This window comes from Bacterioplanes sp. CLAM21 (genome assembly GCF_059641015.1).
Map to the genome: position 1 here is coordinate 1,444,970 of NZ_CM184929.1, position 25,426 is coordinate 1,470,395.

The 25,426-nt window shown below is 49.4% G+C and carries 22 protein-coding genes; 21 read left to right on the forward strand and 1 reads right to left on the reverse strand.

From position 1 onward, the window contains the following. Position 1: 1 nt before the first annotated feature. Positions 2-2,053 carry a class I SAM-dependent methyltransferase gene (locus AC55FS_RS06790; RefSeq protein ID WP_496935319.1) on the reverse strand — a complete coding sequence of 684 codons (2,052 nt, stop codon included), beginning with the start codon at positions 2,051-2,053 and terminating at the stop codon, positions 2-4. A 407-nt stretch (positions 2,054-2,460) separates the two neighbouring features. Here AC55FS_RS06790 and fliS point away from each other — a divergent pair, with 407 nt between their 5' ends. From fliS to AC55FS_RS06895, 21 genes are all read left to right on the forward strand, one after another. Beyond that, positions 2,461-2,919 carry a flagellar export chaperone FliS gene (gene fliS, locus AC55FS_RS06795; RefSeq protein ID WP_496935320.1) on the forward strand — a complete coding sequence of 153 codons (459 nt, stop codon included), beginning with the start codon at positions 2,461-2,463 and terminating at the stop codon, positions 2,917-2,919. Between the two features lie 323 nt (positions 2,920-3,242). Further along, positions 3,243-4,694: a sigma-54 dependent transcriptional regulator gene (locus AC55FS_RS06800; RefSeq protein ID WP_496935321.1), complete on the forward strand. Its 1,452-nt coding sequence runs from the start codon at positions 3,243-3,245 to the stop codon at positions 4,692-4,694. Between the two features lie 154 nt (positions 4,695-4,848). Then, positions 4,849-6,096, forward strand: coding sequence for a sensor histidine kinase (locus AC55FS_RS06805; RefSeq protein WP_496935322.1), 1,248 nt, complete (start codon positions 4,849-4,851; stop codon positions 6,094-6,096). 10 nt (positions 6,097-6,106) lie between these two features. Beyond that, positions 6,107-7,465 carry a sigma-54-dependent transcriptional regulator gene (locus AC55FS_RS06810; protein ID WP_496935952.1) on the forward strand — a complete coding sequence of 453 codons (1,359 nt, stop codon included), beginning with the start codon at positions 6,107-6,109 and terminating at the stop codon, positions 7,463-7,465. A gap of 131 nt (positions 7,466-7,596) precedes the next feature. Continuing rightward, the gene (fliE, locus tag AC55FS_RS06815; protein ID WP_496935323.1) at positions 7,597-8,040 is read left to right on the forward strand and encodes a flagellar hook-basal body complex protein FliE; all 444 of its coding nucleotides are present in this window, start codon (positions 7,597-7,599) and stop codon (positions 8,038-8,040) included. A gap of 12 nt (positions 8,041-8,052) precedes the next feature. Further along, the gene (gene fliF, locus AC55FS_RS06820; protein WP_496935324.1) at positions 8,053-9,738 is read left to right on the forward strand and encodes a flagellar basal-body MS-ring/collar protein FliF; all 1,686 of its coding nucleotides are present in this window, start codon (positions 8,053-8,055) and stop codon (positions 9,736-9,738) included. Beyond that, positions 9,731-10,753: a flagellar motor switch protein FliG gene (gene fliG, locus AC55FS_RS06825; RefSeq protein ID WP_496935325.1), complete on the forward strand. Its 1,023-nt coding sequence runs from the start codon at positions 9,731-9,733 to the stop codon at positions 10,751-10,753. The genes fliF and fliG overlap by 8 nt, the downstream gene beginning before the upstream one ends. 11 nt (positions 10,754-10,764) lie before the next feature. Next, entirely contained in the window at positions 10,765-12,135 is a 1,371-nt protein-coding gene (locus AC55FS_RS06830; protein WP_496935326.1) for a FliH/SctL family protein, read from the forward strand. Beyond that, on the forward strand, positions 12,122-13,444 hold the full coding sequence (gene fliI, locus AC55FS_RS06835) for a flagellar protein export ATPase FliI (protein ID WP_496935327.1): 1,323 nt from the start codon (positions 12,122-12,124) through the stop codon (positions 13,442-13,444). The genes AC55FS_RS06830 and fliI overlap by 14 nt, the downstream gene beginning before the upstream one ends. Before the next feature lies 1 nt (position 13,445). After that, positions 13,446-13,904, forward strand: coding sequence for a flagellar export protein FliJ (gene fliJ / locus AC55FS_RS06840; RefSeq protein ID WP_496935328.1), 459 nt, complete (start codon positions 13,446-13,448; stop codon positions 13,902-13,904). Positions 13,905-14,022: 118 nt separating this feature from the next. Further along, positions 14,023-14,310 (forward strand): STAS domain-containing protein, encoded by a 288-nt coding sequence (locus tag AC55FS_RS06845; RefSeq protein WP_496935329.1) that lies wholly within the window; start codon positions 14,023-14,025, stop codon positions 14,308-14,310. A gap of 3 nt (positions 14,311-14,313) precedes the next feature. After that, positions 14,314-14,676 (forward strand): response regulator, encoded by a 363-nt coding sequence (locus tag AC55FS_RS06850; protein WP_496935330.1) that lies wholly within the window; start codon positions 14,314-14,316, stop codon positions 14,674-14,676. A gap of 6 nt (positions 14,677-14,682) precedes the next feature. After that, positions 14,683-16,737, forward strand: coding sequence for a chemotaxis protein CheA (locus AC55FS_RS06855; RefSeq protein ID WP_496935331.1), 2,055 nt, complete (start codon positions 14,683-14,685; stop codon positions 16,735-16,737). A 1-nt stretch (position 16,738) separates the two neighbouring features. After that, entirely contained in the window at positions 16,739-17,254 is a 516-nt protein-coding gene (locus AC55FS_RS06860) for a chemotaxis protein CheW (RefSeq protein WP_496935332.1), read from the forward strand. A 28-nt stretch (positions 17,255-17,282) separates the two neighbouring features. Continuing rightward, entirely contained in the window at positions 17,283-20,402 is a 3,120-nt protein-coding gene (locus AC55FS_RS06865) for a methyl-accepting chemotaxis protein (protein WP_496935333.1), read from the forward strand. Between the two features lie 6 nt (positions 20,403-20,408). Continuing rightward, on the forward strand, positions 20,409-21,242 hold the full coding sequence (locus AC55FS_RS06870) for a CheR family methyltransferase (RefSeq protein WP_496935334.1): 834 nt from the start codon (positions 20,409-20,411) through the stop codon (positions 21,240-21,242). Further along, a complete protein-coding gene (gene cheD / locus AC55FS_RS06875; RefSeq protein WP_496935335.1) occupies positions 21,242-21,892 on the forward strand; it encodes a chemoreceptor glutamine deamidase CheD in 651 nt (216 codons plus the stop codon). The genes AC55FS_RS06870 and cheD overlap by 1 nt, the downstream gene beginning before the upstream one ends. After that, the gene (locus AC55FS_RS06880) at positions 21,892-22,938 is read left to right on the forward strand and encodes a protein-glutamate methylesterase/protein-glutamine glutaminase (protein ID WP_496935336.1); all 1,047 of its coding nucleotides are present in this window, start codon (positions 21,892-21,894) and stop codon (positions 22,936-22,938) included. The genes cheD and AC55FS_RS06880 overlap by 1 nt, the downstream gene beginning before the upstream one ends. Before the next feature lie 54 nt (positions 22,939-22,992). After that, complete coding sequence (locus AC55FS_RS06885; protein ID WP_496935337.1) at positions 22,993-23,298, forward strand: STAS domain-containing protein; 306 nt, start codon at positions 22,993-22,995, stop codon at positions 23,296-23,298. Between the two features lie 5 nt (positions 23,299-23,303). Further along, entirely contained in the window at positions 23,304-25,034 is a 1,731-nt protein-coding gene (locus AC55FS_RS06890) for a SpoIIE family protein phosphatase (protein WP_496935338.1), read from the forward strand. Position 25,035: 1 nt separating this feature from the next. Beyond that, a complete protein-coding gene (locus AC55FS_RS06895) occupies positions 25,036-25,383 on the forward strand; it encodes an Hpt domain-containing protein (RefSeq protein WP_496935339.1) in 348 nt (115 codons plus the stop codon). Positions 25,384-25,426 lie beyond the last annotated feature (43 nt).

Genomic DNA, 25,426 nt, shown 5'->3' on the forward strand with positions numbered 1-25,426 from the left:
TTTACATACCTGTCAGCGATGTTTGTACTGGTTTGTGCAAATAAAACTGATACATGCCAGCAAACAAGCTAGGGTGATTCTGCTCTAGTTGTTGCCACTGCGACAAGCTCAACTCTTTGGCTTGGCAAGCGAAGGTTTGCTGGGCCAATTCCTCGCTGCCAGGTGGCGGCAGTAAACCGATCCACTGCAGCTGGCAACGGTCTGCCAAGGCGAGTAGCTGAGATAAGTCAAACACCAGTTCTTGCTCATGAAACAGCAAATCTCTGCAAGCGCTAAGGCTGTAAAAATCCGGCGACTGCAGCAACGTTTGCCAGTCCCCCTTTATGGCACCTTGTAGCAATGCCTCTCGCACTAGGCGAATACCGTTATCGCTGTTGGGACGTTGTTGGCCCAGTGTTTGTCGTAAGATGGTCACTCGTTGTCGTGCGCAGCGACTGTACAACGCGACCTTGATAAAGCCGCCCGGGCGCAGTTGTTTGCTCAAACTTTGTAGGCCTTGCTCGGGATCCGCCATATGATGCAATACGCCCGAACACTCAATTAAGTCAAATTGCTGGCCTAATCGCTCCGCCGCCAAAATATCGCCTTGCACAAAGTGTATTTGCCGCTCGCCATATTGTTGGGCTTGGCGTTTGGCATAAGCCAGAGCGCTATGACTGATATCCAGGGCGGTGACTTCCATGGAATAAAAGTAGTGCGCCAATCGGATGGCATGACGACCCGTGCCACAGCCGGCGACCAAGGCCTGAATATTGCCACTGCGTTGACCGAGACCAGACAGCTGGTCAGGAAAATGTGCTTCTAAGGCAGCCCAGTAATGGCTGGGTTGGTTGTAGCCCATATCGCGCCAGCGTGGATAAGGATGGCTATCGTACTGGGCTTTGACGGCCTCTGTGGTGTCGTTCGTTAATTGACCAATCGAGGGCAAATCTTCCATTAAGGCGGACAGTTGTTGAGGTTCGTCGATTTGTTGTAGCCAATGACTAGCTAACCAATCCGGCCAATCCTGCAGCTGTCGTTGCTGCAGAGCTTGATAATGTCGATAGTGATGTGCGGGTTGATACATCCATTGCAGCAACAATACTGGATACAGATCAGGTCCTTGCAGTTCGTTATTGTTCAGCATTGAGCAGCTGAGCTGGTCCAGTTGAGAGAGCAGATGTTGTTCGTGCTCACTGATATACCAAACGCCCTCGTTGAGCCAGCACTGATGTGCCAAGGCGCTGACTAATGGCAGCATATCGGAGGCAATGGCAAGGGAGCGACTGCTGCTAATCAATAGAGTCTGGCGTAGGGTAATAAAAAGCCGTTCAAACAGTGCATCGGTAAAATAGAATTTTTCTAAACAACGCAGTAATAAGCCATCACCAGCGATGTCAGCCAATTCTAGAGGGCAGCCGCCGTCGGAGAGTTTTAGCTTGTGGCGCAGCAAGGAGGTTGCCAAGCTGCGTAGCTGACCATAGTCGACGTCATTAAAGTCCAGATAACGCAACACATCCTGCTCTAGCTCCTCAGAATAGAAATCGGCGCTGATATGTGCACTGGCTTCAAATAACAGACTGCGTAATTCCCGGCTGGGATGACCTGTTCGCGTTAATTCTCGAAATTGCTGAAAGGCTTCAACGTAGGCGCCTTGCTTAAGCTTCACATGGGCGAGGTAATGTGCTGCTTTGGTGGCTGAGCGAGAAATACGTGCGGCCTTAGCAAAGTGCTGCTCAGCGGCATCGAGATCATTTAATGCCAGATCAACATGGCCTGCGCTGTAGAGCAAATTAACGCTGTTGGGTTTGAGTGACAGGCCTAATTCAATCCAGCGTTGGGCTTGAACCGGACGATTACGACGCAGCTCAATACGGCATAACAGATTAATGCCTGGAATGTAGCCAGGTTGAGCGTTGTGTGCTTGACGAGCCAGGTGTGCAGCTTGTTGTAATAGTGCAGAGTCCTGTTTACTGCTGGCATCGTTATAAAGCTTGCTGGCCAGATCATACAGATGGCGGTGTTGATCCGGGCTGATCGAGGGATCAATCAATTGTAGGTTTGCCGTCGCCATAGTACTGGGCCTCTGCCGCTCAAATTTACTTATGGTGTTGCTTAAAGCATTCCTTGTGCCAGTTTTTAATTGATTGATTTTTATAGTTTTTTAAAGTTCTATGCGACCATCACGGCAAGCCTATGCCGCTAATTGCCGCTGTTTAAGCGGTCTTATACTGCCGCCATTAGATGAATTTTTGGGGCTGTCTGTGACAAGCAAGCTGACCTACCAGACCTGATCTGGCTGTACATTGATTGCTGGCGTAAGCTGGACATTCAGCGTTTAGTTTTGACTCGAATGCTGAACACAGGGAGCAGGATGATGACGGCTAGCCGATCGAGAAAACCGTCATTGATTAGCTAAAGTCGCACGCGTTGGTGCCGATACCCATAGAACAGGCGACAACATGGTTAGGAGACAGCGGTATGTATCAATCAGGTGCCCGGCAGTACCAGCAGGTGAATGGCGCGTCCGAAGCGCTGGATGCCGATCCTCATCGTCTTATTCAATTGTTAATGGAAGCGGCTCTGACGCGTATGTCACAAGCAAAAGGTGCCATTGAGCGAGGTGAGATGGACAGCAAGGCCAACTTATTAGGGCGGGTGATGGAAATCATTCAAACCTTGCAAGACAGCCTTGATCATTCTCAGGGTGGTGACATAGCTGCCAACCTGGACCGGCTGTATGACTACATGAATCGCCGCCTGTTACAGGCCACCAGTCACAATGACGCAGACATGGTCGATGAAGTAATGGGGTTAATGCTGGAAGTGAAACAGGGCTGGGATGGTATTCGCCAAGAGTACTTACAGTCCGTTGGAATTTCGCAGCAATCTGATAGCCAGGAAGAGACTCAAGGGCTCGGACGTAGCCTATCTGTGTAACGCCATCAGGGACCGGTGTCACCGGTCCTAATGCCACTCAAAATCCCGCTTAATTCTGATAGTTTACCTTCGCAAGATAAGCTATGTTTCTGAAATATCATAAGTTTATTTTTTGTTAATTTCTTTGTCGATTTGATGAAGGGCGCTTGTCTTATGCTTTCATCTTCAGTAAAACTGACGTAAATCCAGTCCTGACGAGACAAAAAAATATCACTGTCATTTGTTTGACTTAGTGGGGGCTGACGACTTAACTAAATGAACTTAAGTCAAAACAATGACGCCCTGGTGGCGAGTGTTTTTCAGCTCAGCAAAGGCCGATTGTCATGTGGAGAGACATCAAGGTGCTGTTAATCGACGACGATGAACAGCGACGACATGACCTAAAAGTCGTGCTCGACTTTTTAGGCGAAGAAACCATCGTCGTGTCGGCGGCTCAGTGGCGTTCTACTGTCGCCAATGAAGTCGAAGACAGTAGCAAGGTTAATGCGGTAATTGTTGGCAGAAGTGAGTCTCTCGAAGCCCTGGTTCAAGGCATTTTAGAGTGGGATAAAGGCATTCCCATCCTAGCAATCGATGCTGTATTAGCAGAACAAGAGATCAGTGATTCGATTCGTAAAACCCTAGTTGCCACCATTGAAACCCCTCCCAGTTATAGCCAGCTATTAGACAGCCTGCACCGTTGTCAGGTGTATCGTGAGCAGTACAGTCATAGTCGTAATCGCGGTGAGCGCCGTGAAGTACAGCTGTTTCGTAGCTTGGTTGGAACCAGTCGTCAGATTCAACACGTACGTGAGCTGATCATGCAGGTGGCCGACAAGGACGTCAGTGTCATGATTCAAGGTGAATCTGGCACTGGTAAAGAAGTGGTGGCGCGCAATTTACATTACCACTCCCATCGTCGTAGCCAGCCATTTGTGCCAGTGAATTGTGGCGCTATTCCTGCAGAATTGCTTGAAAGTGAGCTGTTTGGCCATGAAAAAGGCGCTTTTACCGGTGCCATCAGTAGCCGTCCAGGGCGCTTTGAGCTGGCGGAAGGCGGCACACTGTTTCTCGATGAAATTGGTGATATGCCGTTGAATATGCAGGTGAAAATTCTGCGTGTTTTGCAAGAACACACCTTTGAGCGTGTGGGTAGCAATAAAACCATGAAGGCGAATGTGCGCATTATTGCAGCAACGCATAAAGATCTGGAGCAGATGATAGAAGAGGGCACTTTCCGGGAAGATCTCTATTACCGGCTTAATGTTTTTCCCATCGAAATGCCATCGTTACGCGAGCGTATTGAAGATTTACCGCTACTGTTAAACGAACTTATTTCACGCATGGAAAATGAAAAACGCGGCTCTATTCGCTTTAACTCTGCCGCTATCTTGTCTTTATGTCGTCATGAATGGCACGGTAATGTACGTGAGTTGGCCAACTTGGTTGAGCGTCTAGCGATTTTGCATCCGTATGGGGTGGTGGGTGTTGGTGAATTGCCGAAGAAATTCCGTCATTTGGAAGAAGGCGATAGCGATTTACCGTCTCCCGTTGCAGACGTTACGCATACGGATGCCGGTTTGGCAGGTATCGACTCTCCTGCGCTGCTGCCCGTCAATGGCTTGGATTTGCGTGAATATTTGCAAGATTTGGAGTGCTCTTTGATTCAGCAAGCATTGGATGATGCCAATGGTGTGGTCGCTAGAGCCGCTGAGAAACTCAATATCCGACGCACTACGCTGGTAGAAAAGATGCGCAAATACAATTTATCGCGTAAAGAAAAAGATCCGGCTTAGATTTAAAATTCCTATAAAAAACACCGGCCTAAGCCGGTGTTTTGCGTTTGACTCTACAGCTCACAAGCTTCACAACGTCATTTCGGCACAGTCTTTGCTCAACTCCCCTTAACAGAACAATTTGCCAGAAAACCGGCATTCTGAAGAGGTGACTATGGGTAACGCTGCCGTTCGCCAGACAAATGACACCAGTCCAACTTTGTCCTTTGACAGTGTGGCGGGGTCCATGCCAATGCAGCCAGCCGATTTAAAAAAGGCGTTGCATTTGTTTTCCGAAGTGTCGCAACAACTGACGGATTCTTATGCGCAGTTGGAAGATCGAGTTCAGCAGCTCAGTGGTGAGCTGGCGACCGTGTCGGCCCAGCGCATTGACGAACTGGCTGAAAAGGAGCGCCTAGCGGATCGGCTGGAAAGTCTGCTGCAATTGATGCCGGCTGGCGTGCTGTTGCTGGACGAAAACGGCTATGTCAGTCAGTCCAATCCCGCTGCTGATAGCTTTTTATTACAGGCTGCCGGTGGTCATAGTCTGGTGGGGCAGCGCTGGCGCAGTCTCATTCAAAAATGTTTTAAACCGCGCCTGGACGATGGCCATGAGATATCTTTGGTTGATGGTCGACGGGTGCAATTGCAAACCGCTGCCATGGTGAATGAACCTGGCCAGCTGATCACGCTGACGGATATGACCCAAACCCGCGAGCTGCAGTCGCGTTTAAGTCAGCACCAGCGATTGTCTGCAATGGGTAAAATGGTCGCCTCTTTAGCCCATCAAATTCGTACGCCACTGGCTGCAGCGACCCTGTATGCCGGGCATTTGGCTGCTCCAGAGTTGGAAAAATCAACCCGAGAAAGATTTGCCAAAAAGCTACAAGAAAGGCTGCAGCATCTGGAAAGCCAAGTTCGGGATATGCTGATATTTGCCCGTGGTGAAGCGCCGTTAAACGACGAGCTGACGCAGGCTGAGCTAATGCAGCATATAACCGCTGCGATGGAAGTCCCCCTACGCCAGCACCGGGCTCGGTTAGAGACAGAGCTGCAAGCCCCTACTCATCGTTTGCGCTGCAATCGTGATGCGTTGGTGAGCTGCGTTATGAATCTCATTAATAATGCGCTCGAAGCCACTCCCCAGCCATGTCACCTTCGCATCACATTGGCCGTCAGCGCCAGTGGCGGTGTCGATATTCGAATACAGGACAATGGCCCAGGTATCGATGAAAACTTATTGCAGCGTATTACCGAACCTTTTGTGACCACCAAAAGTAATGGTACCGGCCTGGGGTTGGCGGTTGTACAGGCGGTGGTCAGGGCTCATCGAGGAAAATTCGTATTAACTAATAACCCTTCCGGGCCAGGAGCATTGGCGCGCATTGTTTTACCTGCGCTGACGCTGTCGGACGCTAACTGAGGAGCAGATGATGAAGATTTTAGTGGTTGAAGATGATCTGAGCCTGCGTGAAGCGGTGGTTGATTCCTTGACGCTGGCGGGGCACGAGGTATGCGAAGCCATTAATGGCCTTGAGGGTTTACAGCAGCTGCGAGCGCAAACGCCAGATTTAATTCTGTCGGATATTAATATGCCAGAAATGGATGGATTACAGCTGCTCGATGCCGTCAAGCAAGAGCGCCCTTGGCTACCGTTTGTATTAATGACCGCCTATGGCGACGTTGGCCAAGCCGTTGCTGCCATGCAGCGGGGTGCCCATGATTACCTGATGAAGCCATTCGAATTACAAGAACTGCAAACACTGCTTAAACCATTCAATGGCCAGCAAGATGACAGTGATGACTCTCAGCCCGTGTGTGAAGATCCTGCATCGGTGCAGTTATTTACGATGGCCAGGCGAGTCGCAGAAACTGATTCAACGGTATTAATCAGCGGTGAAAGTGGTACCGGCAAAGAAGTACTGGCGCGTTACATTCATCAACATTCGACGCGGCGTAAAGGACCATTTATCGCTATTAATTGCGCCGCGATTCCAGAAAATATGCTGGAAGCCATGCTGTTTGGTTACGAGAAGGGTGCCTTTACCGGCGCTTATCAATCGATGCCTGGCAAGTTTGAGCAAGCCGATGGTGGCACCTTGTTACTGGACGAAATCACCGAAATGGATTTGGGGCTGCAAGCTAAGTTATTGCGGGTATTGCAGGAACGTCAGGTCGAACGTTTAGGTGGTAAAAAAACACTGCAATTAGATGTTCGCATTGTCGCGACCACCAACCGAGAACTGGCCGATTATGTTGCCGACGGAAAATTTCGTGAAGACTTGTATTACCGTTTAAGTGTATTTCCCGTGCACTGGTTACCATTGCGAGAACGACGTGCCGATATCCTGGCATTAACGCGCCGTCTGTTGACTCACCATGCCGCCAAAATGAAACGAGCCACTCCGGTATTGCTGGCCGATGGCGAGCAAAAATTGCTGCATCACAGCTGGCCCGGCAATGTCCGTGAGCTGGATAACACCTTACAACGTGCTTTGATACTGCAACCAGGGCCGCAAATCAGTGCTGCCGACTTACTGCTGACACCGGTGCCGAAAAATCGTCAGATGGCGGTAAATGAGACGGCGCAGATACGGCTGTTGGAGGAAGAAGGTGAATTGGGCAGTGATTTGCGCAATCGTGAAGTTGAATTAATTGTTAAAGCACTAAAAGAAGAGCCGTCGCGTAAAGAAGCGGCCGACCGTCTCGGTATCAGTCCACGCACTTTGCGATATAAAGTCGCTCGTCTTCGCGACGAAGGAATCGATGTGGAATCGATGTTAACTGCTTAAGCATTTGTAGCCTCGAGAAACCGCCTTCGGGCGGTTTTTTTATGGGTTGGCAAGCAGTTTGCAACGACAGAAAAAGAGAAGAAAAAGTCCATACGGACGTCAAAAAAACGTACGCATGCGGGGTAGTGACAATGGTTGATCGTGTCGATGTGAACAGCGTTCTGATGCAAATGCGTCAAGTTAAACAGCATTTGCGCGACCAGCAGGGTACGCAGCCAATGGCCGCTGGCCAAACCGAGATGGCTAGCCAGCGTTTGCAGGGCAGTAATCTGGCACGCGAAGTGGAACGCCTGCAGCAACAGCAGCTGAATCAGCCCCGCGAAGCGGTGGCTCCTGTGTCGGACCCGGCCGTGCCAGACTTTCAAACCATGTTTAGCAATGCCGTCAACAATGTGGCGCTGAAGCAGCAGCAGGCCAGTGAGCTGGCGACGCGGTTTGAGCAGGGCGACCCAAGCATAGATTTACCCGAAGTCATGATTGCTATGCAGAAATCGAGTGTCTCCTTTCAGGCCATGACCCAGGTTCGTAATAAACTGATCGAAGCCTATAAAGACGTCATGAATATGCCGGTGTAGTGAGGTAAGGGTATGGATAATGCGCCAGCACAAACCAGTTCACATGCCGAGCCAGGCCTGGATCCGATGGGCGATGACGCCAATAGCGGTGCTCATCCGGTTTTAGCGGGGTTCAATCGCCTGACCATAGTACGTCAGATGGGCGTTATTGCTGGTATTGCCTTGGTCATTGCCCTTGCTATTGCGATATTGATCTGGTCGCAGGAGCCATCCTATAAACCACTCATTCATCGTCTTCAAGATCACAACGCTCAGGATATTGTTGAAATTCTGCAGCGCGAAGGTATCGACTTTCAGATAGATCCATCGTCACAAATATTAATGGTACAAGCCGGTGATTTACACCAGGCACGTATGAAACTGGCGGCCGCCAGTTTAATTGATGAAAAAACCGTGGGCCTTGAGGTACTGGAGCAAGACAGTGCTTTGGGTACCAGCCAGTTTATTGAAAATGCACGCTATCGCCGTGGTTTAGAAGGCGAACTTGCAAGAACCATTGCTAGCGTTAACTCAGTCCGTAATGCGCGGGTACATTTGGCCTTGCCGAAAGAATCGGTATTTGTGCGAGATAAACGCTCGCCACGGGCTTCGGTGTTTATCGAGCTTTTTGCCGGTCGTGAACTGACTAAGGATCAGGTTGAAGCCATCGTCAATTTAGTGGCATCAAGTGTGAGCGATATGGCTCGTCACGATGTCTCTATTGTTGATCAACACGGTAATTTATTGTCGAAAATCGAGCAAAAAGCTGAAGACTTTATGGTCACACGCCAGCTCGAATACAGTCAAAAAGTGGAAGAGTCACTGATACAGGCGGTTAATAATATTTTAAAACCGGTGTTGGGAAGTGAAAACTACAAAGCAGAAGTCTCTGCCGATGTTGATTTTACCGTGCAAGAGCAAAGTGAAGAATTATATAACCCAGATTTGATCGCACTGCGCAGTGAGCAGTTGGTTGATGAAGAAAACGTTGCCGACCCGAATGGCGGTATTCCGGGCGCACTGTCAAACCAGCCTCCCGTTGATGCCCAGGTGCCTGAGCAAGCAGCAGGGGGCGGCGAAGGCGCGACGCCAACTCAGCGGCGCTCGGAGGCGACCCGTAATTATGAGGTGGACCGCACCTTAAGCTACAAACAGCATCAAATTGGCCGCTTGCGTCGTGTCACCGTTGCCGTCGTGGTCAATGACCGTGAAACACTTAATGCTGACGGTGAGGTTGAATACGCACCCTGGAACGAAGCGGACCTACAGCGCCTAGAAATCTTGGTGAAAGATGCGGTGGGATTTAATGCCGCACGGGGTGACAGTGTCAACGTCATTAATTCGCCCTTTATGGGCAAAGGCGATGTGGCGCTGGGAGATCCAGATTTCTGGACCCAACCCTGGTTCTGGGAAATCCTCAAGCAGGTGTTAGCGGGTCTGTTTATCCTGGTGTTGATCTTTGGTGTTATCCGTCCAACGGTGAAAAGCATCGCCAATCGCGGTCAGGAAGAGTCGGCCAATATTCTTGATGAGTTGGAAGATTCTGAGGCTGGATTGGATGATGAACGTGTCACTCTGGCGGGGGTGGATGAGTTCTTACTGCCAGGAGCGTCAGAAAGCTTTGAACGTCAATTGGATGCCCTCAAAGGCCTGATTGCAGAAGATCCGGCGCGTGTCGCTCAAACCGTTATTAAATGGGTGAATGAAGACGATGGCTGAAGAACAAGAAACCAATGAACTGGCCAATCTGAAAAAGGTTGAGCGGGCAGCCATCTTGCTCATGACCCTGGGCGAGCAAGATGCGGCGGAGATTCTGCGCCATATGGGCCCGAAAGAGGTGCAACGGGTAGGCACCGCAATGGCGGCGTTGAGCAACGTCAATCAAAACCAGGTCGAAACCGTGGTGGCCCAGTTTTTAGAAGAAGTGGGTGGCCAGACCGGTATGGGACTGGGCTCTGATCAATACATTCGCAATATGCTGACGTCGGCGCTGGGTAATGACAAAGCCGGCGCTCTGATTGATCGTATTTTGTTGGGTGGTAATACCACCGGTCTGGATTCACTGAAATGGATGGAGCCGCGTCAGGTAGCCGATTTAATCCGCCACGAACACCCTCAGATTCAGGCCATTGTCGTGTCTTATCTCGACTCCGATCAGTCGGCAGAAATCCTCGCCAACTTTGACGACAAGGTACGGCTCGATATCGTCATGCGGGTGGCAGCATTAGAAGCCGTACAGCCCGCTGCTTTACAGGAATTGAACGATATTCTCGAGCGTCAGTTCTCTGGCAAAGCGGGTGCGCAAACAACATCGATGGGTGGTGTCAAAGTGGCAGCCAGTATCGTCAACTATGTCGATAGCACCATGGCAAATGAACTGCTGGAGCAGATTAAAGAGATTGATGATGACCTGGGTACTCAGATACAGGATTTGATGTTTGTGTTTGATAACTTGGTTGATGTCGACGATCGCGGTATTCAAACCCTATTGCGCGAAGTCTCCACCGATCTTCTGGTGGTCGCTCTCAAAGGCGCTGACCCACTGGTACAGGATAAGATATTCAAAAATATGTCAAAACGAGCAGCCGAGTTGCTGCGTGACGATCTCGAAGCAAAAGGACCGGTTAAAGTCAGCGAGGTTGAAGCGTCGCAAAAAGAAATTCTTACCATTGCCCGCCGTTTGGCCGATGCCGGAGAAATCGTACTCGGTGGTGGCGGTGAGGCCATGCTGTAAGGCGCCTGGCTATGACGGATATGAAGCGTACCGGCCAGCCGATCGCTGCCGAAGATGCCAAAGAAGCCCGCCCATGGCGTTTGCCGTTTTGGACCGAACCGCCAGAGTGGCAAGCCCAAAAAGACCATAAGGCTGACGATGATACCAGTGACGAAGACAGCACTGAGACCGTTGAACTGCCAACGGTAGAAGAGTTGGAGAGCATTCGTCGCGAGGCTTACAACGCTGGGTTAGAACAAGGCTTGGTTGAAGGGCGTCAGCAGGGCCAGCAGCAAGGTTTTCAGGACGGGCAACAGCAAGGCCACGCACAAGGCTTTGCCAAAGGTGAGCAGGAAGGACGCAGTGCCGGCTTTAGCTCCGGCGAAGCACAAGGGTTAGAAGCCGGACAAGCAGCCATTGATGCCCGTGTTGATCAGCTGCGCGGTGTGCTTGAGCAGTTACAAGCGACGCTGCTGCAGCGCGATCAACAGCTGCCGTCAGTGTTGGTGAGCTTGGTTGAGCATACCTGCCGTGAAGTGATGGGCGCAGAGCTGAAAACCGGGGCTGAGCACATTGAGCAATATGTAACTGCCGCTTTGCAGCAGTTGCCGAGTGGCAAAGACGCTGTGGCGGTGTTCCTCAGTGAAGAGGATGCCAAGCACGTGTCTCAATCACCTACCTTGCGAGGGCGAGCGCTGGAAGTCCTAACGGATCCGACACTGACCGCAGGTGAGTGCCGAGTCGAGACCGAACATAGTCTGGTTCACTACAGCGTGGCGCAACATCTTGAACAACAGCTGCTGCAATTGCGACCTATCTTGCTGGAGGCCGTTGACGACTTTCCTAATCAAGATGAAGCCATGCCGGATTTGGCCTATGAGGCTGATGCTGAGTCGGAGGATGAATCAGACAGTCAGGCGCCACCCGATGATATTGACGCTGCGCCAACTGAAGCAGTGATTGAGGCAGATAGCGCTAATCCACAACAAGGTGCTGTTGTCGAAGAGGTGCATGAACTGAGTTCTGAAACAGAGTCAGAATCCACGTCACCTACTGAGAACAGTCAAGAAAAGGCCAAGTTCGAGCCGGACCAGGAAACGGATAGCCATGCCGAAGAGACATTGACGCAGCATCCCTCTGATCACACACAACAATCAAACGAAACGCAACAGGTGGGACCTGTCGAGCAACAAGTCACGGCTGACGATAATGATGCGGCCCAGCAGACTGTAGAGCCAGAGCCAGAGCCAGAGCCAGAGCCAGAGCCAGAGCCAGAGCCAGAAACAGAAACAGAAACAGAGCCAGAAACAGAGCCAGAAACAGAGCCAGAAACAGAGCCAGAAACAGAGCAAGAAGATCCAAGTAGTGATCAAGCCGGAACCAACGAGCATGGCACTCAGTAGTCGCTGGCAGCAACTCAACTTACCCGCTTCACGCTATCAGCCAGCGATTGCTGGCCAACTGATTCGCATGGTTGGCTTGACCCTGGAAGCCATCGGCATAGATGTCAAAGTCGGAGACCGCTGTCTGGTTGAGCGACATCAAGAGCAAGCCATCGAAGCCGAGGTGGTCGGCTTTGATCAGCAGCGTATTTTTTTGATGCCGATTGAGCAAATTGACGGTGTTAGACCCGGCGCCAAAGTCTGGCCTTTGCAAGGCTCGGCCCACGTTCCAGTAGGTGACGGTTTATTAGGTCGTGTACTTGATGGAACTGGGCGTCCGTTAGATGAAGGCGGTCAGTTACAGCAAGTAACAGAGGGCAACCTGCATGGCCGAGCGATCAATCCACTGCATCGGGCGCCGATCAGAGAACCGCTGGATGTTGGTATTCGGGCTATTAATGCCATGCTGACGGTGGGGCGCGGCCAGCGCATTGGACTGTTTGCAGGCAGTGGCGTCGGTAAAAGTGTGTTGCTCGGTATGATGACGCGATTTACCACGGCTGATGTGATTGTTGTTGGCCTGATTGGTGAGCGTGGCCGCGAAGTGAAAGAATTCATTGATGAAATTCTGGGCGAAGAAGGCTTGCAGCGCTCGGTGGTGGTTGCGTCGCCTGCTGATGACTCACCACTGATGCGATTGCGTGCCGCCATGTATTGCACTGCCGTCGCCGAGTACTTCCGTGATCAGGGGCGTAATGTATTAATGTTAATGGACTCACTAACGCGTTATGCCCAAGCGCAACGGGAAATTGCATTGGCCGTTGGCGAACCTCCAGCCACCAAAGGCTATCCACCGTCGGTATTTAATAAACTCCCCAAGCTGGTGGAGCGTACCGGCAATGGCCCTGCAGGAGGGGGCTCCATCACGGCGTTTTATACCGTATTGAGTGAAGGCGATGACTTGCAGGACCCGATCGCCGATGCCAGCCGGGCGATTTTGGATGGCCATATTGTGCTGTCACGCCGACTAGCCGAAGAAGGACATTATCCGGCTATCGATGTGGAAGCTTCGGTCAGCCGTGTTATGCCGCAAATCGTTCATGCTGACTGGTTGCAACGGGCGCAGCTCACCAAGCAACTATTATCTCACTACCGGCAGAATCAGGACCTCATCAATGTAGGAGCCTATCAGCCAGGCAGTGATCAAATGCTGGATGTGGCCATGGAGCGCATGCCGACTATAAAAGCCATGCTGCGCCAGGGGCTCAATGAAGGCGTGTCGCTACAGGACAGCGAGCAACAGCTGATCAATTTGATCAGTGGTGGCTAATATGCCCAACCACCCCAGAGCAAAACGCTTGCAGACTGTTGTGCATTTGGCCGAACGTGATGAGCAGCAGGCGCTGGCTAATTTGGGGGCTGCACAGCAGAAGCTGCAGCTTGAACTGGATCAAAAACAGCAGCTGGGTGACTACGCTGCAGATTATCAGGCGCAACTGAGTGGCCGCCAAGGTGGACATCTCAGCTCGGCGCAACTTCATACTACTGTTGGCTTCCTACAACAGATCGAGCAGGCCCTAAAGCAGCAAACCGAGCAGATTGCCTTACTGCAAAAGCAGGTCGAGCGTGAGCGCGCGATTTGGCAAAGGTGCCAGGCCAAGCTGAAAGCTCTGCAGCAACTGATGGACTCCCTTGAGCAGGAATACCAGCAGCAGCAAGACCGTCAGGAGCAGCGTCAGGCCGATGAATGGGCAAATCGGGCTGCGTTTGATCGTACTAAAAAGCACTAGCCGGCCTGTTTTACGGCAATTTTTTCAAGATTTTTGACCTCTCTCGCGCTGTAGGCAGCAAATGCGAAATTTGCGTCTAGTCTGGTATTTAGCAAACCCCTAACGGATGGGTGGCCTTATGGCTCAAGTGATTGACTGTGGCACTCGGCTCAGTATTGATCAGGCAGAAACACTTCTTTCGCAGTTCCAGGCAGCACTGTCGTCACCAGAGGCGTTGCAAATCAACGCTGATCAGGTGGATTACGCCGACAGTGCCGGAATGCAATTGTTGTTAGCACTTAAACGCAGCTTGGCCAGCAGTGGACAATCGCTTAACTGGCTGGCTGTCAGCCCGACACTGTACGAATGTGCTGACCTGCTTGGCGTCAGTGCTTATCTGGATTTACCTGAAATATCGAAGGAGTAACACATGCCTAGCATTTTGGCTGTCGATGATTCCGCTTCAATGCGACAAATGGTCATTTTCACCTTAAAAGGTGCTGGCTATGACGTGACTGAGGCAAAAGATGGGCAAGAGGCATTGGGTCTTGCTCAGCAAAAAAAATATGACTTAGTTCTGTCGGACGTCAATATGCCAAATATGAATGGCATCGAATTAGTTAAAGCCTTGCGAGAATTGGCCGATTACAAGTTTGTCCCGGTATTAATGCTGACGACAGAATCTACCGGGGATATGAAAATGCAGGGAAAACAAGCCGGCGCGACAGGCTGGATTGTTAAACCATTTAACCCGGATCAATTGCTTGGCACGATCCGCCGCGTTCTTGGGTAGCATGTTATGAGTGTTGATCTTTCGCAATTTCACCAGGTTTTTTTCGAGGAAAGCTTCGAAGGCCTGGAAATTATGGAACATCAACTGCTGCAGTTACAGGCGGGCACACCCGACCTGGAAACGGTAAACACCATTTTCAGGGCGGCCCATTCCATTAAAGGGGGAGCCGGCACCTTTGGCTTCTCCGATGTTGCTCAGTTTACCCACTCCGTCGAAACCCTGCTGGATGAAATTAGAGCTGGCCAGCGCCAGGTTACCAACGAATATATTGACTTATTTTTGCAATCAGTCGATGTGTTGAGAGATCTGCTGCAAGCGCTGAAAGATCACGAAACGCCCTCTTTGGATCGTGCTCAGGAATTGCAGCTAGCGTTACAAAAAGTACTTAACGGAGACAGCAGTCAAGACGCACCGTCAGCCGAAGACAACGCCGCAGAAGAAAGCTCCGCTGAAGGTTGGCTAATTGATTTTAAACCCGGTGAAGACATACTTCGTAGCGGAAATGAGCCTTTTCGCATGATGCGTGAAATCAGCCAGCTGGTTGGCCGAGACAACATGGAAGTTATTGTTGATCAACAACAGCTTCCCGACATCAATGCCCTCGATCCTGAAAGTTGCTATTTGAGCTGGAAAATTCGGGTTAACAAGAGCATTGATGTGGCTCAACTAAAAGAGGTATTTGAGTGGGTTGAAGATGAATGTGACATTGCTTATCAGCCCTTATCGGTAACTTCAGAGTCACCTCAAGACAACATCGATGTCGCAGTGTCTGTACCGGATAATGCCTTACAAGTGACAGAGGTAACAGCGGCGAATGTGAGCGCTGCAAAGCCTGCTGCTGATATTGCTCCCGTTGCTAAAGAAAAAGCCAGTGCTCAAAAACGCAGTGGTGACACCTCTATTCGTGTGTCTATCGATAAAGTTGACAGCCTTATTAATATGGTCGGGGAGCTGGTTATCACTCAGTCGATGCTCAGCCAGTTAGGCCAAGAATTTGATATGAATCTTCTAGCCAGGTTGCAACAAGGGCTGATGCAATTGGAGCAAAATACTCGTGAGCTGCAAGAAAGTGTGATGAAAATTCGCATGCTGCCGATTAGCTTTGCCTTCAGTCGCTTCCCGCGTTTAGTTCGTGATTTGGGTGGCCAGCTGGGTAAGCAGGTTAAATTGGTATTGCAGGGTGAAGAGACTGAACTCGACAAAACCGTCATGGAAAAAATCGGTGATCCTTTGGTTCATCTGGTTCGTAACTCGCTTGATCATGGCCTGGAGTCCACTGATAAACGTCTGCAAGCAGGAAAGCCTGAAGCCGGAACGATCATTCTTAATGCTTACCATCAAGGTGGAAATATCGTTATAGAAATCCGTGACGATGGTGCAGGGCTTAATGAAGAGAAAATTCTTAAAAAGGCCATCGAGCGAGGATTGGTGTCAGAGCACGACGCACTGACGCCACAAGAAATTCATCAGCTCATATTCCTACCTGGTTTTTCAACGGCAGACAGTGTTAGCGACATTTCTGGTCGCGGCGTAGGAATGGATGTGGTCAGAAGAAATATTCAGGAACTAAACGGAAATATTGATGTTCATTCCGTCACAGGTAAAGGCTCAACCTTCACTATTCGCCTGCCGCTCACCTTGGCCATCCTAGACGGTCAGCTGGTGAGGGTAGCTAATGAAAAGTATGTGATTCCATTAGTGTCGATTGTTGAATCAATACAGTTGGATGCAAAAGATATGAGCCACATTGCAGGGAGTCAACCTGTTATGCCATTAAGGGATGAATATATCCCCATCGTTTATTTGAATCAGGTCTTCAATTTGACAGACGGTCCTGATCTTACCGATGCCATGTTGGTGGTGGTAGACAGCGATAATGGAAAAATAGGCTTGGTGGTGAATGAATTGTTGGGACAGCAGCAAGTTGTGATTAAAAGTCTTGAACAAAACTATGAGCGTGTATCTGGCATATCAGGGGCAACCATACTGGGTGATGGCACGGTAGCCTTGATTATTGATGTTACCGGATTGCATAAGCACAGTAGCGATAAGGCGGCCTGATATGAGTTTGGATGAATTAGAAAGTCAAGACGCCAGTGAGCAGCAGTACCTCACATTTATCATGGCTGAAGAAGAATACGGGGTTGATATTCTAGCCGTTCAAGAGATTCGGGGCTGGGAACCTACCACCGCTATTCCTAATGCACCTGATTATATCCGCGGTGTGATTAATTTACGCGGTACCATCGTTCCCATTATGGACTTACGTATGCGCTTTGGATTGCCTGCGGTGGAATATAGCCCGGTTACCGTTGTCGTCATTTTAAAGGTGATTGCCGAGTCATCAGAGAAGGTGATGGGCGTAGTGGTGGATGCGGTATCAGATGTTTACTCGATTAAACCCGCAGAAATTCGTCAGCCACCAGATATGAATCAGGATCAGAACACAGATTTTTTACGTGGCTTAGTCAACGTTAAGAAGAAAATGGTGATTTTACTGGACGTCGCCACACTGATAACCAGTCACCAGCCCTTGGAACTGCCAAATTTGGCAGAAGAATGTCTTGAACATGATTGAGTCTGCATGCCAGGCAAAAGGATAGAACATGGGGTTACTTGAGAATCTTTTTGGTAGTGCGTCCCAGCGTGTAGAGCAGGAACGCTTTCAGGCATTAGACAATGCCCAAGCTTTGCTGGAGTTAAGTCTGGACGGCACTATTGTTCGAGCGAACCCCAACTTTCTCGCTTTAATTGGCGCGTCACAGGTTGAAGTGAATCAACGCACCATTAGCTCCCTCTTGTCAGCACAAGATACCGATCAAGGTGCGTTAGCCGAACTCTGGTTAAAACTTGGGCGTGGTGATAGTGCTGATGTAGTGCAGACGTTTGAATCGAAGCTGCGTGGCGCAGTGCATTTACGTATGCATTATTCACCGGTTAAAGATGCCACTGGTCGTACCTATCGTGCGCTGGCCCTGGCACAAGATATGACGGTTGAACTAGAACGGGTGCAACAGCAACAGCGCAATACCGATATTGTCAGTGCATTAGAGGTCTGCCAAGCCAATGTCATGTTGGCCAATCTTGATATGCAAATCGTGTATATGAATCGCTGTCTGGAACAAACGCTGCAACAACACGAAGCGGGCATTCGCCAACAGTTATCGAATTTCTCTGTCGATAAATTGATCGGCCAAACAGTCGATGTGTTTCATAAAAAACCTGAAGTTCAACGTCGCATGATAGCAGACCTTCATGAGCCATATCACACCAAAATAGAGGTGGGAGAGGCGACTTTTTCTTTAATTGCGACACCATGGAAGAATGCAGATAACGAGCGCATTGGTACCATTGTCGAGTGGAAAGATTTGACCGCTACGCTTGCTCGTGAGGCAGAAGAAAAACGCAATGCAGATGTCAACGCCAGAGTGAAACAAGCACTGGATGTGGTCAATACCAATGCCATGATCGCAGATAATGATTTCAACATCGTCTACATGAACGAATCCATCGTCGAAATGATGGATAACGCAGAAAAGGATCTACAGCGTGATATACCAGGATTTGATGCCAAGAAGCTGATGGGCGCCAATATCGATATATTCCATAAGAAGCCTGAATATCAACGTTCTATGGTGGCAGGGCTGAAAGATACCTACAAGACCCAAATAGTAGTGGGTGGTCGAACCTTCTCTCTGATTGCTAATCCTATCTTTAATGATGACTCGGAACGTATTGGTACTATTGTCGAGTGGGAAGATCGTACTGATGAAGTGGCAAGACTTGAACAAGAGAAACGTGAAGCCGACAAAAACACTCGAGTCAAACAAGCCCTCGATGTGGTAAACACCAATGCCATGATAGCCGATAATGATTTTAATATCGTCTACATGAATGAGGCCATCGTTGGCATGATGGATAACGCTGAGAATGATATTAAGCGTGATATTCCAGGCTTTGATGCCAAAAAGTTGATGGGCGCCAATATCGATATCTTCCATAAGAAGCCTGAATATCAGCGTTCTATGGTAGCTGGGCTGAAAGATACCTACAAAACCCAAATAGTAGTAGGTGGCAGGACATTCTCATTAATCGCTAATCCTATCTTTAATGATAATTCTGAGCGAATCGGTACTATCGTTGAATGGGAGGATCGCACTGACGAAGTCGCAAGAATCGCCCAAGAAAAAATAGAGGCAGATTCCAACTCTCGAGTGAAACAGGCTCTAGATGTGGTGTCGACCAATGCCATGATTGCCGATAATGAGCTGAATATCATATACATGAACGAAGCCATTGTTGGCATGATGGAGAATGCAGAGCAGGATCTAAGAAAAGACTTGCCTGGATTTAAAGTCAGCACCCTGATGGGCAGCAATATCGATGTCTTCCATAAACGTCCAGAACATCAGCGTCAAATGCTGGCAGCGCTGAAGGATACCTACCGTACCGAAATCATTGTTGGCGGTCGGACCTTCTACTTAATAGCCAATCCAATCTTTAATAGTGCTTCTGAGCGCATCGGCACCATTGTTGAATGGAAAGACCGCACTGATGAAGTCGCAACTGAAAAAGAAATAGACTTGATTGTAGATGCAGCAACGGCGGGTGATTTATCGCAGCGCGTTGAATTGAAAGGTAAAGATGGCTTCTTCCTTAACCTAGCAGAAGGGCTGAATCGCTTGTTAACCATCTCCGACAGTGTCGTTAGCGATACTATCCGCATATTTGATGGTTTGGCACAAGGCAAGTTGGATCGTAAAATCAACGCTGATTACACCGGTGCCTTTGATAAGTTAAAACAGGATGCTAACACCACCGTTGATCGTCTGACCGATATCATCACACGAATTCGAGAAGCGGCAGGTACGGTGGCTACAGGTGCCAGTGAGATTGCTCAAGGCAATGCCGACTTGAGCCGACGTACAGAGTCGCAGGCCTCCTCATTGGAAGAAACGGCATCTTCTATGGAAGAAATGACCAGTGCCGTAAAACAAACCAGTGATAATTCAGTGCATGCCAATGAGTTGGCCAGTTCTGCTCGCACAAAGGCTGAAAACGGTGGTGATGTTGTCTCCAAAGCCGTGGTTGCGATGCAGGAGATCAATCAGTCCAGCAAGCAAATTTCAGACATTATTGGTGTTATTGATGAGATTGCTTTCCAAACCAATCTATTAGCGTTGAATGCGGCAGTAGAAGCAGCACGAGCCGGCGAGCAAGGGCGTGGCTTTGCCGTTGTCGCGGGTGAAGTGCGTAACTTGGCTCAACGTTCCGCCAGTGCTGCTAAAGAAATCAAAGAGCTGATTCGCGACAGTGTTGATAAGGTCGAAGCTGGAACCTCATTGGTCAATCACAGTGGTAATACGCTCAGTGAGATCATTGCAGCGGTAGAAAATGTTTCCTCTATGATCCAAGACATTAGTACTGCAGCACGCGAGCAATCGGCTGGTATTGAACAGGTAAACAGCGCTGTCACTCAAATGGATGAAATGACCCAGCAGAATGCTGCGCTGGTTGAACAGGCCTCAGCCGCCGGTGAAGCCATGGCGGAACAGGCCCAGGCAATGATGAAGATGATGGAGTTCTTCGATATGGATGGCACTTCAACGGCTAAACCATTGCATACTGCAGAAGTCACTCCAATCGCCAAGCCGATAACTAAGGCGGCGGCTCCTGATAAAAGTCAGTTCTCATCTGACGACGATGATGAATGGGCAGAGTTCTGATTCATTATGAGCACAGCAGGTGCAGATCGTGAATTCGTGATGACAGAAGGCGATTTCTCAGAAATCGCCTCTCTGGCGCTGGAGCATACTGGGATTGTGCTGGCTGAGCACAAAAAAGATATGGTTTACGGTCGAATTGCACGCCGCATTCGTCACCGTGGGTTTCGCAGCTTTCGTCAGTATTTGGATTATTTTAAAGCCAATACCGATGAAGAAATGAGCGACTTCGTCAATGCGTTGACGACCAATCTTACTTCGTTCTTTCGAGAGCCTCATCATTTCCAATTTATTCAACAAAAGTGGTTGCCAGAGTTAATTAAGCATGCGCCCAGAGAACGGCGTTTGCGCATATGGTCAGCGGGTTGCTCGATTGGGCAGGAGGTTTATTCGATTGCGATTTCTCTCAAGCAAGCAGGAATGCCGGCCAGTTGGGATTGCAAGTTACTGGCTACGGATCTGGATTCCAATGTGCTTGATACGGGCAGGCAAGGTATTTACCCGGCCGGTGCTATAGAAAACCTGTCCGATGATCTACGCTCCCGATACTTTGATGTACTACCGTCATCAGAGATCCAGGTAAAAGAAAGCATTCGTAAGATGGTCTACTTTAAACGGCTTAATCTGCTCAGGTCGTGGCCCATTAATGGTCCCTTCGACGCCATTTTTTGTCGCAATGTAGTGATCTATTTTAATAAAGATACGCAGCGGCAATTGTTTGATCGTTATGCGGATTTACTGCCAACCGGCGGGCACTTATTTATCGGTCATTCAGAAAATTTGCATGGCATAACTCAGCGATTTGAGTCCTTGGGGCACACCATATATAGGAAGATAGCCTAATGCATCCGCCTGTCAGTGAGCGTCCCATTCAACCTGCCGTTGCGCGTGGATTTGAACATGTAAATCGTTACTGGGATGCGGAGCTGAAGGTGTGGGCAGCCAAGATCCTACCCGGAGAGTTCTATGTGTCAACTAACGGCGAGATGATAGTAACCTTATTGGGATCGTGCATCTCAGCATGTGTCAGAGATTCGAAACGTGGTATTGGCGGTATGAATCATTTTATGCTGCCAGAGCAAGGTGAGCATTCGACGACCCAATGGGGCGGAGACCCACTGACCCATGCCTCCCGTTACGGCAATTGGGCGATGGAATATCTGATTAATGAAATTCTTAAGCGTGGTGGAAGTCGCCAAAACCTAGAGGTAAAGCTGTTTGGTGGTGGCCAGATGATTGCGTCCATGAGTGATGTTGGACAGCGAAATATTCTGTTTGCCTACGACTACTTGGCACGTGAAGGTTTAACAGTAGCTGCATCCGACGTTGGTAATTCTGTGGCAAGGAAGGTGCTCTACTTTCCTGATACCGGCGCTGTAAAAGTCAGACGCATCAAACAAATGAAAAATGATGTATTGCTTCAGCGGGAGCGCGAATACCAGCGTACGGTTAGCTCAAATGAATCGGCTAGCGGTAGTGTGGACTTGTTCTGATGACAAAATTAGTTCGTGTACTGGTTATTGATGATTCACCCCTTATGCGCCAGCTGTTGACTACCTTGCTGGAAGAAGCTGACGGAATCGAAGTTATAGGGACGGCTGCAGATCCCTTTATTGCTCGTGACAAAATCAAGCAATTACGACCAGATGTATTGACCTTAGATGTTGAAATGCCGCGTATGACGGGGCTTCAGTTTTTGAAAAACTTGATGCGTTTAAAGCCTATGCCCGTTGTGATGGTGTCGTCACTGACTGATCAAGGAGCACCAGAAACCTTAGATGCCCTCGAATTGGGTGCGGTTGACTACATCGCCAAACCACAAATCAAGAATGAAGCAGCATTTCAACGTTTCGCCAAACAGCTAGCAGCAAAAATTCTGGTGGCTGCCAACGCTAAAGTACGCCCTTTGGATGTGGAAAAAATACAGCAACGTCGGGCCCAAGTGGCTCCGGTGCAAAGTTATAGTCGTTGGATCGTTATTGGCTCTTCGACAGGCGGCACTGAGGCAGTCAAGGAAGTGTTGATGACAGTGCCTAAACATTGCCCTCCTATTCTCATCACTCAGCATATTCCGCCGGTGTTTAGTCGCTCCTTTGCGATGCGTTTAAACCATTCGTTGGAGCTGGAAGTGTGTGAAGCAGAGGAAGGGCTTGAGGTGTTACCTGGGCGCGTCATTATTGCCCAAGGCGACCATCACTTGCAGTTTGCGCAAAAAAGTGGCCAAGTTGTGTGCAAGTTAAACGCAAGCGAGAAGGTAAATCATCATCGTCCATCAGTCAGCGTTATGTTCGACAGTATCGCCTCTGTAATGCCTGCCAATAAGCTGGTAGCCGTTATGCTAACAGGCATGGGAAATGATGGTGCCGACGCCATGCTTAGACTGCAGCAACAAGGTGCGACGACATTGGTTCAGGACGAAGCGTCCAGTGTGGTTTGGGGAATGCCCGGGGCTGTTGTTGCTGTTGGAGCCGCTCAACATATCGTTCCTTTGTCTGAGGTAGCCAGCAGAATGTTGACACTCGCTGCCAGTAAACAGTGACAAACCTGACGCTTGTGCTAAAACTGTTGTATAACCCGACTGGAGGATGGATGAATGACAGTAACGGCTTCTCTCTCAGGGAATGGTCAGGAGCTCACCATTAAGGTGGATGGGCGCTTTGACTTTAGTGCACACCAAGAGTTTCGCGATGCGTATGAAAGCCAGGAAACGGATCCACAACGTTTTGTCGTTGATCTCGGAGGGACCTCCTATCTCGATAGCTCGGCTCTCGGTATGTTGTTATTGCTTCGCGATCATGCCGGTGGTGATAGTGCTGATGTCAGTATCGTGAACTGTAATCAAGATGTGCGCAAAATATTGACGATCTCCAATTTTGAACAGCTGTTCGCTATTCAGTAATTTTTATGTCTAGGGAAGGCATACGTATTCTGATTGCCGACGATAACAGCACTGATCGAATGGTGTTGAGTCGTATTGTTCGTAATCAGGGGCACCAAGTGATCGAAGCCAGCAACGGTATGGAAGCCGTCGCCGCCTTTGAGCAACATCGTCCAGAAATGGTGCTTATGGATGTCATGATGCCGCAGATGGACGGTCGAGAAGCGGCTCGCAAAATTAAGGCGCTGGCGGGCGAAGAGCTAGTACCTCTTATCTTTTTAACATCCCTTACCGATGCACAAAGTCTTGCTGATTGTCTTGAATCCGGCGGAGACGACTTTCTCAGCAAGCCTTACAACAACGTAATACTGCAAGCTAAGATCAAATCTTTCTCACGCATGCGGGACATGCATCAGACCCTGCAGCAGCAACGCGATACCATTGCCAGCAATAACGAGCATTTACTGCACGAGCAGCATGTAGCTAAAGCGGTGTTTGATAACGTGGCGCATGCTGGCTGCTTATCCGCCCCAAATATTCGCTATACCGTATCCCCTTTATCTATTTTCAACGGTGATGTGTTGTTGGCCGCTCGCAAGCCTGGCGGTGGCATGCATGTGTTGTTGGGGGACTTTACAGGACATGGCTTACCCGCGGCGATTGGCGCCATGCCAATGGCCGAGATTTTTTATGGCATGACGGCTAAAGGTTTTGCTCTGCGAGATGTGTTGCGCGAAATAAACCTGAAACTAAAAGGAATTCTACCGGTCGGATTTTTCTGTTGTGCCGCCGTTGTTGATCTGGATTTTGAACGAGGCAATGCCGCAGTATGGATGGGCGGTGTTCCAGATTGTGTGTTACTGCGCGCCAAAGGCGGGGATCGTCAAATTCTTAAATCGTCTAATCTGCCGTTGGGCGTGCTCAGCAATGAACAGTTTAATGACGGTATGCAAGACTATCCCATGGAGGTCGGAGATCGCTTGTTGATGTGGTCCGATGGCATATTAGAAGCGCGTAATGCTCAGGGTGATATGTTTGGTGAGGAGCGTTTAACCCATGTATTTAATGAAAGTACTTGTGTCGAGCAAATTTTTGACGGAATTCATGCGGCGCTGGATCAATTTTTAGAAGGTAGCCAGCGTGACGATGATACGACGCTAATTGAATTGCAAATGACGGAAGAACAGGCACTTGAAGCGTATCTGCCTGACCTGCAGTCAGGCCCAGTGGCAGGACCCGTTGATTGGCAAATGAGTTACCGCATGGAGCCTCATACCTTACGTCATTTTAATCCTTTGCCATTGTTAATGCATATCCTGATGGAAGTGCCAGGGCTTAGAGTGATGGGTGGAGAGCTTCATACTGTCATGGCTGAGCTGTTTTCCAACGCCTTCGAACACGGTGTGCTGGGATTAGACTCGAGCCTTAAAACCGGTCCACAAGGGTTTATGGAATATTACCGCCAACGTGAACAAAAGTTGCAACAGCTCACCGAAGGTTATGTTGAAGTCAGGATGCGCCATGATGGTGACGGTCGTCAGGGGCGACTTATTTTAGAGTTTGAAGACAGTGGCCCAGGGTTCGATTATCAATCATTACCTCCGCTAAACAAAAGCCAGCAAACAAGTGACTGCCAATATGCAGGTAGAGGTATTCCATTGTTAAATAACATTTGTGAACGCCTGGTCTACAAAGGTTGTGGCAATCAGGTAGAAGCAGAAATTTGCTGGCCTCACCCTCATCTACGGAGAGTGTGATATGAGCGAAGTTGCCAGCCATTTCGATCAGGAAGCTTTGCTCATACTGCAAGAAGTTATGGACGATGAGTTTCCCGACCTGGTGAATGTCTATATTCGTGATTCGGACGAACGCTTGCCGCTGCTGCGGCAAGCCATTGATCGCCAAGACTCAACAACAGTGAGAGAGTTAGCGCATAGCTTTAAAGGAGCTAGCAGCAATGTGAGTGCCCAGGTTTTGGCCAACTTATGTTTTGAACTAGAAAAGGCCGGGCGTGATCAGGCGCTAGAGTCTGCATTCGACCAGTTGACCGCCATTGAATACGAGTACCAGCAAGTGCGTATGCTGTTGCAAGCAATGGTGGACTGACCTTAGAAGTTTGGCCTGGAACTTGCTGATTTCCTGATACACC

Bases quoted from the DNA above. Each gene is read 5' to 3' on its own strand.
- AC55FS_RS06790 (WP_496935319.1), bottom strand. From the start codon at position 2,053: ATGGCGACGGCAAACCTACAATTGATTGATCCCTCGATCAGCCCGGAT.
- fliS (WP_496935320.1), top strand. From the start codon at position 2,461: ATGTATCAATCAGGTGCCCGGCAGTACCAGCAGGTGAATGGCGCGTCC.
- AC55FS_RS06800 (WP_496935321.1), top strand. From the start codon at position 3,243: ATGTGGAGAGACATCAAGGTGCTGTTAATCGACGACGATGAACAGCGA.
- AC55FS_RS06805 (WP_496935322.1), top strand. From the start codon at position 4,849: ATGGGTAACGCTGCCGTTCGCCAGACAAATGACACCAGTCCAACTTTG.
- AC55FS_RS06810 (WP_496935952.1), top strand. From the start codon at position 6,107: ATGAAGATTTTAGTGGTTGAAGATGATCTGAGCCTGCGTGAAGCGGTG.
- fliE (WP_496935323.1), top strand. From the start codon at position 7,597: ATGGTTGATCGTGTCGATGTGAACAGCGTTCTGATGCAAATGCGTCAA.
- fliF (WP_496935324.1), top strand. From the start codon at position 8,053: ATGGATAATGCGCCAGCACAAACCAGTTCACATGCCGAGCCAGGCCTG.
- fliG (WP_496935325.1), top strand. From the start codon at position 9,731: ATGGCTGAAGAACAAGAAACCAATGAACTGGCCAATCTGAAAAAGGTT.
- AC55FS_RS06830 (WP_496935326.1), top strand. From the start codon at position 10,765: ATGACGGATATGAAGCGTACCGGCCAGCCGATCGCTGCCGAAGATGCC.
- fliI (WP_496935327.1), top strand. From the start codon at position 12,122: ATGGCACTCAGTAGTCGCTGGCAGCAACTCAACTTACCCGCTTCACGC.
- fliJ (WP_496935328.1), top strand. From the start codon at position 13,446: ATGCCCAACCACCCCAGAGCAAAACGCTTGCAGACTGTTGTGCATTTG.
- AC55FS_RS06845 (WP_496935329.1), top strand. From the start codon at position 14,023: ATGGCTCAAGTGATTGACTGTGGCACTCGGCTCAGTATTGATCAGGCA.
- AC55FS_RS06850 (WP_496935330.1), top strand. From the start codon at position 14,314: ATGCCTAGCATTTTGGCTGTCGATGATTCCGCTTCAATGCGACAAATG.
- AC55FS_RS06855 (WP_496935331.1), top strand. From the start codon at position 14,683: ATGAGTGTTGATCTTTCGCAATTTCACCAGGTTTTTTTCGAGGAAAGC.
- AC55FS_RS06860 (WP_496935332.1), top strand. From the start codon at position 16,739: ATGAGTTTGGATGAATTAGAAAGTCAAGACGCCAGTGAGCAGCAGTAC.
- AC55FS_RS06865 (WP_496935333.1), top strand. From the start codon at position 17,283: ATGGGGTTACTTGAGAATCTTTTTGGTAGTGCGTCCCAGCGTGTAGAG.
- AC55FS_RS06870 (WP_496935334.1), top strand. From the start codon at position 20,409: ATGAGCACAGCAGGTGCAGATCGTGAATTCGTGATGACAGAAGGCGAT.
- cheD (WP_496935335.1), top strand. From the start codon at position 21,242: ATGCATCCGCCTGTCAGTGAGCGTCCCATTCAACCTGCCGTTGCGCGT.
- AC55FS_RS06880 (WP_496935336.1), top strand. From the start codon at position 21,892: ATGACAAAATTAGTTCGTGTACTGGTTATTGATGATTCACCCCTTATG.
- AC55FS_RS06885 (WP_496935337.1), top strand. From the start codon at position 22,993: ATGACAGTAACGGCTTCTCTCTCAGGGAATGGTCAGGAGCTCACCATT.
- AC55FS_RS06890 (WP_496935338.1), top strand. From the start codon at position 23,304: ATGTCTAGGGAAGGCATACGTATTCTGATTGCCGACGATAACAGCACT.
- AC55FS_RS06895 (WP_496935339.1), top strand. From the start codon at position 25,036: ATGAGCGAAGTTGCCAGCCATTTCGATCAGGAAGCTTTGCTCATACTG.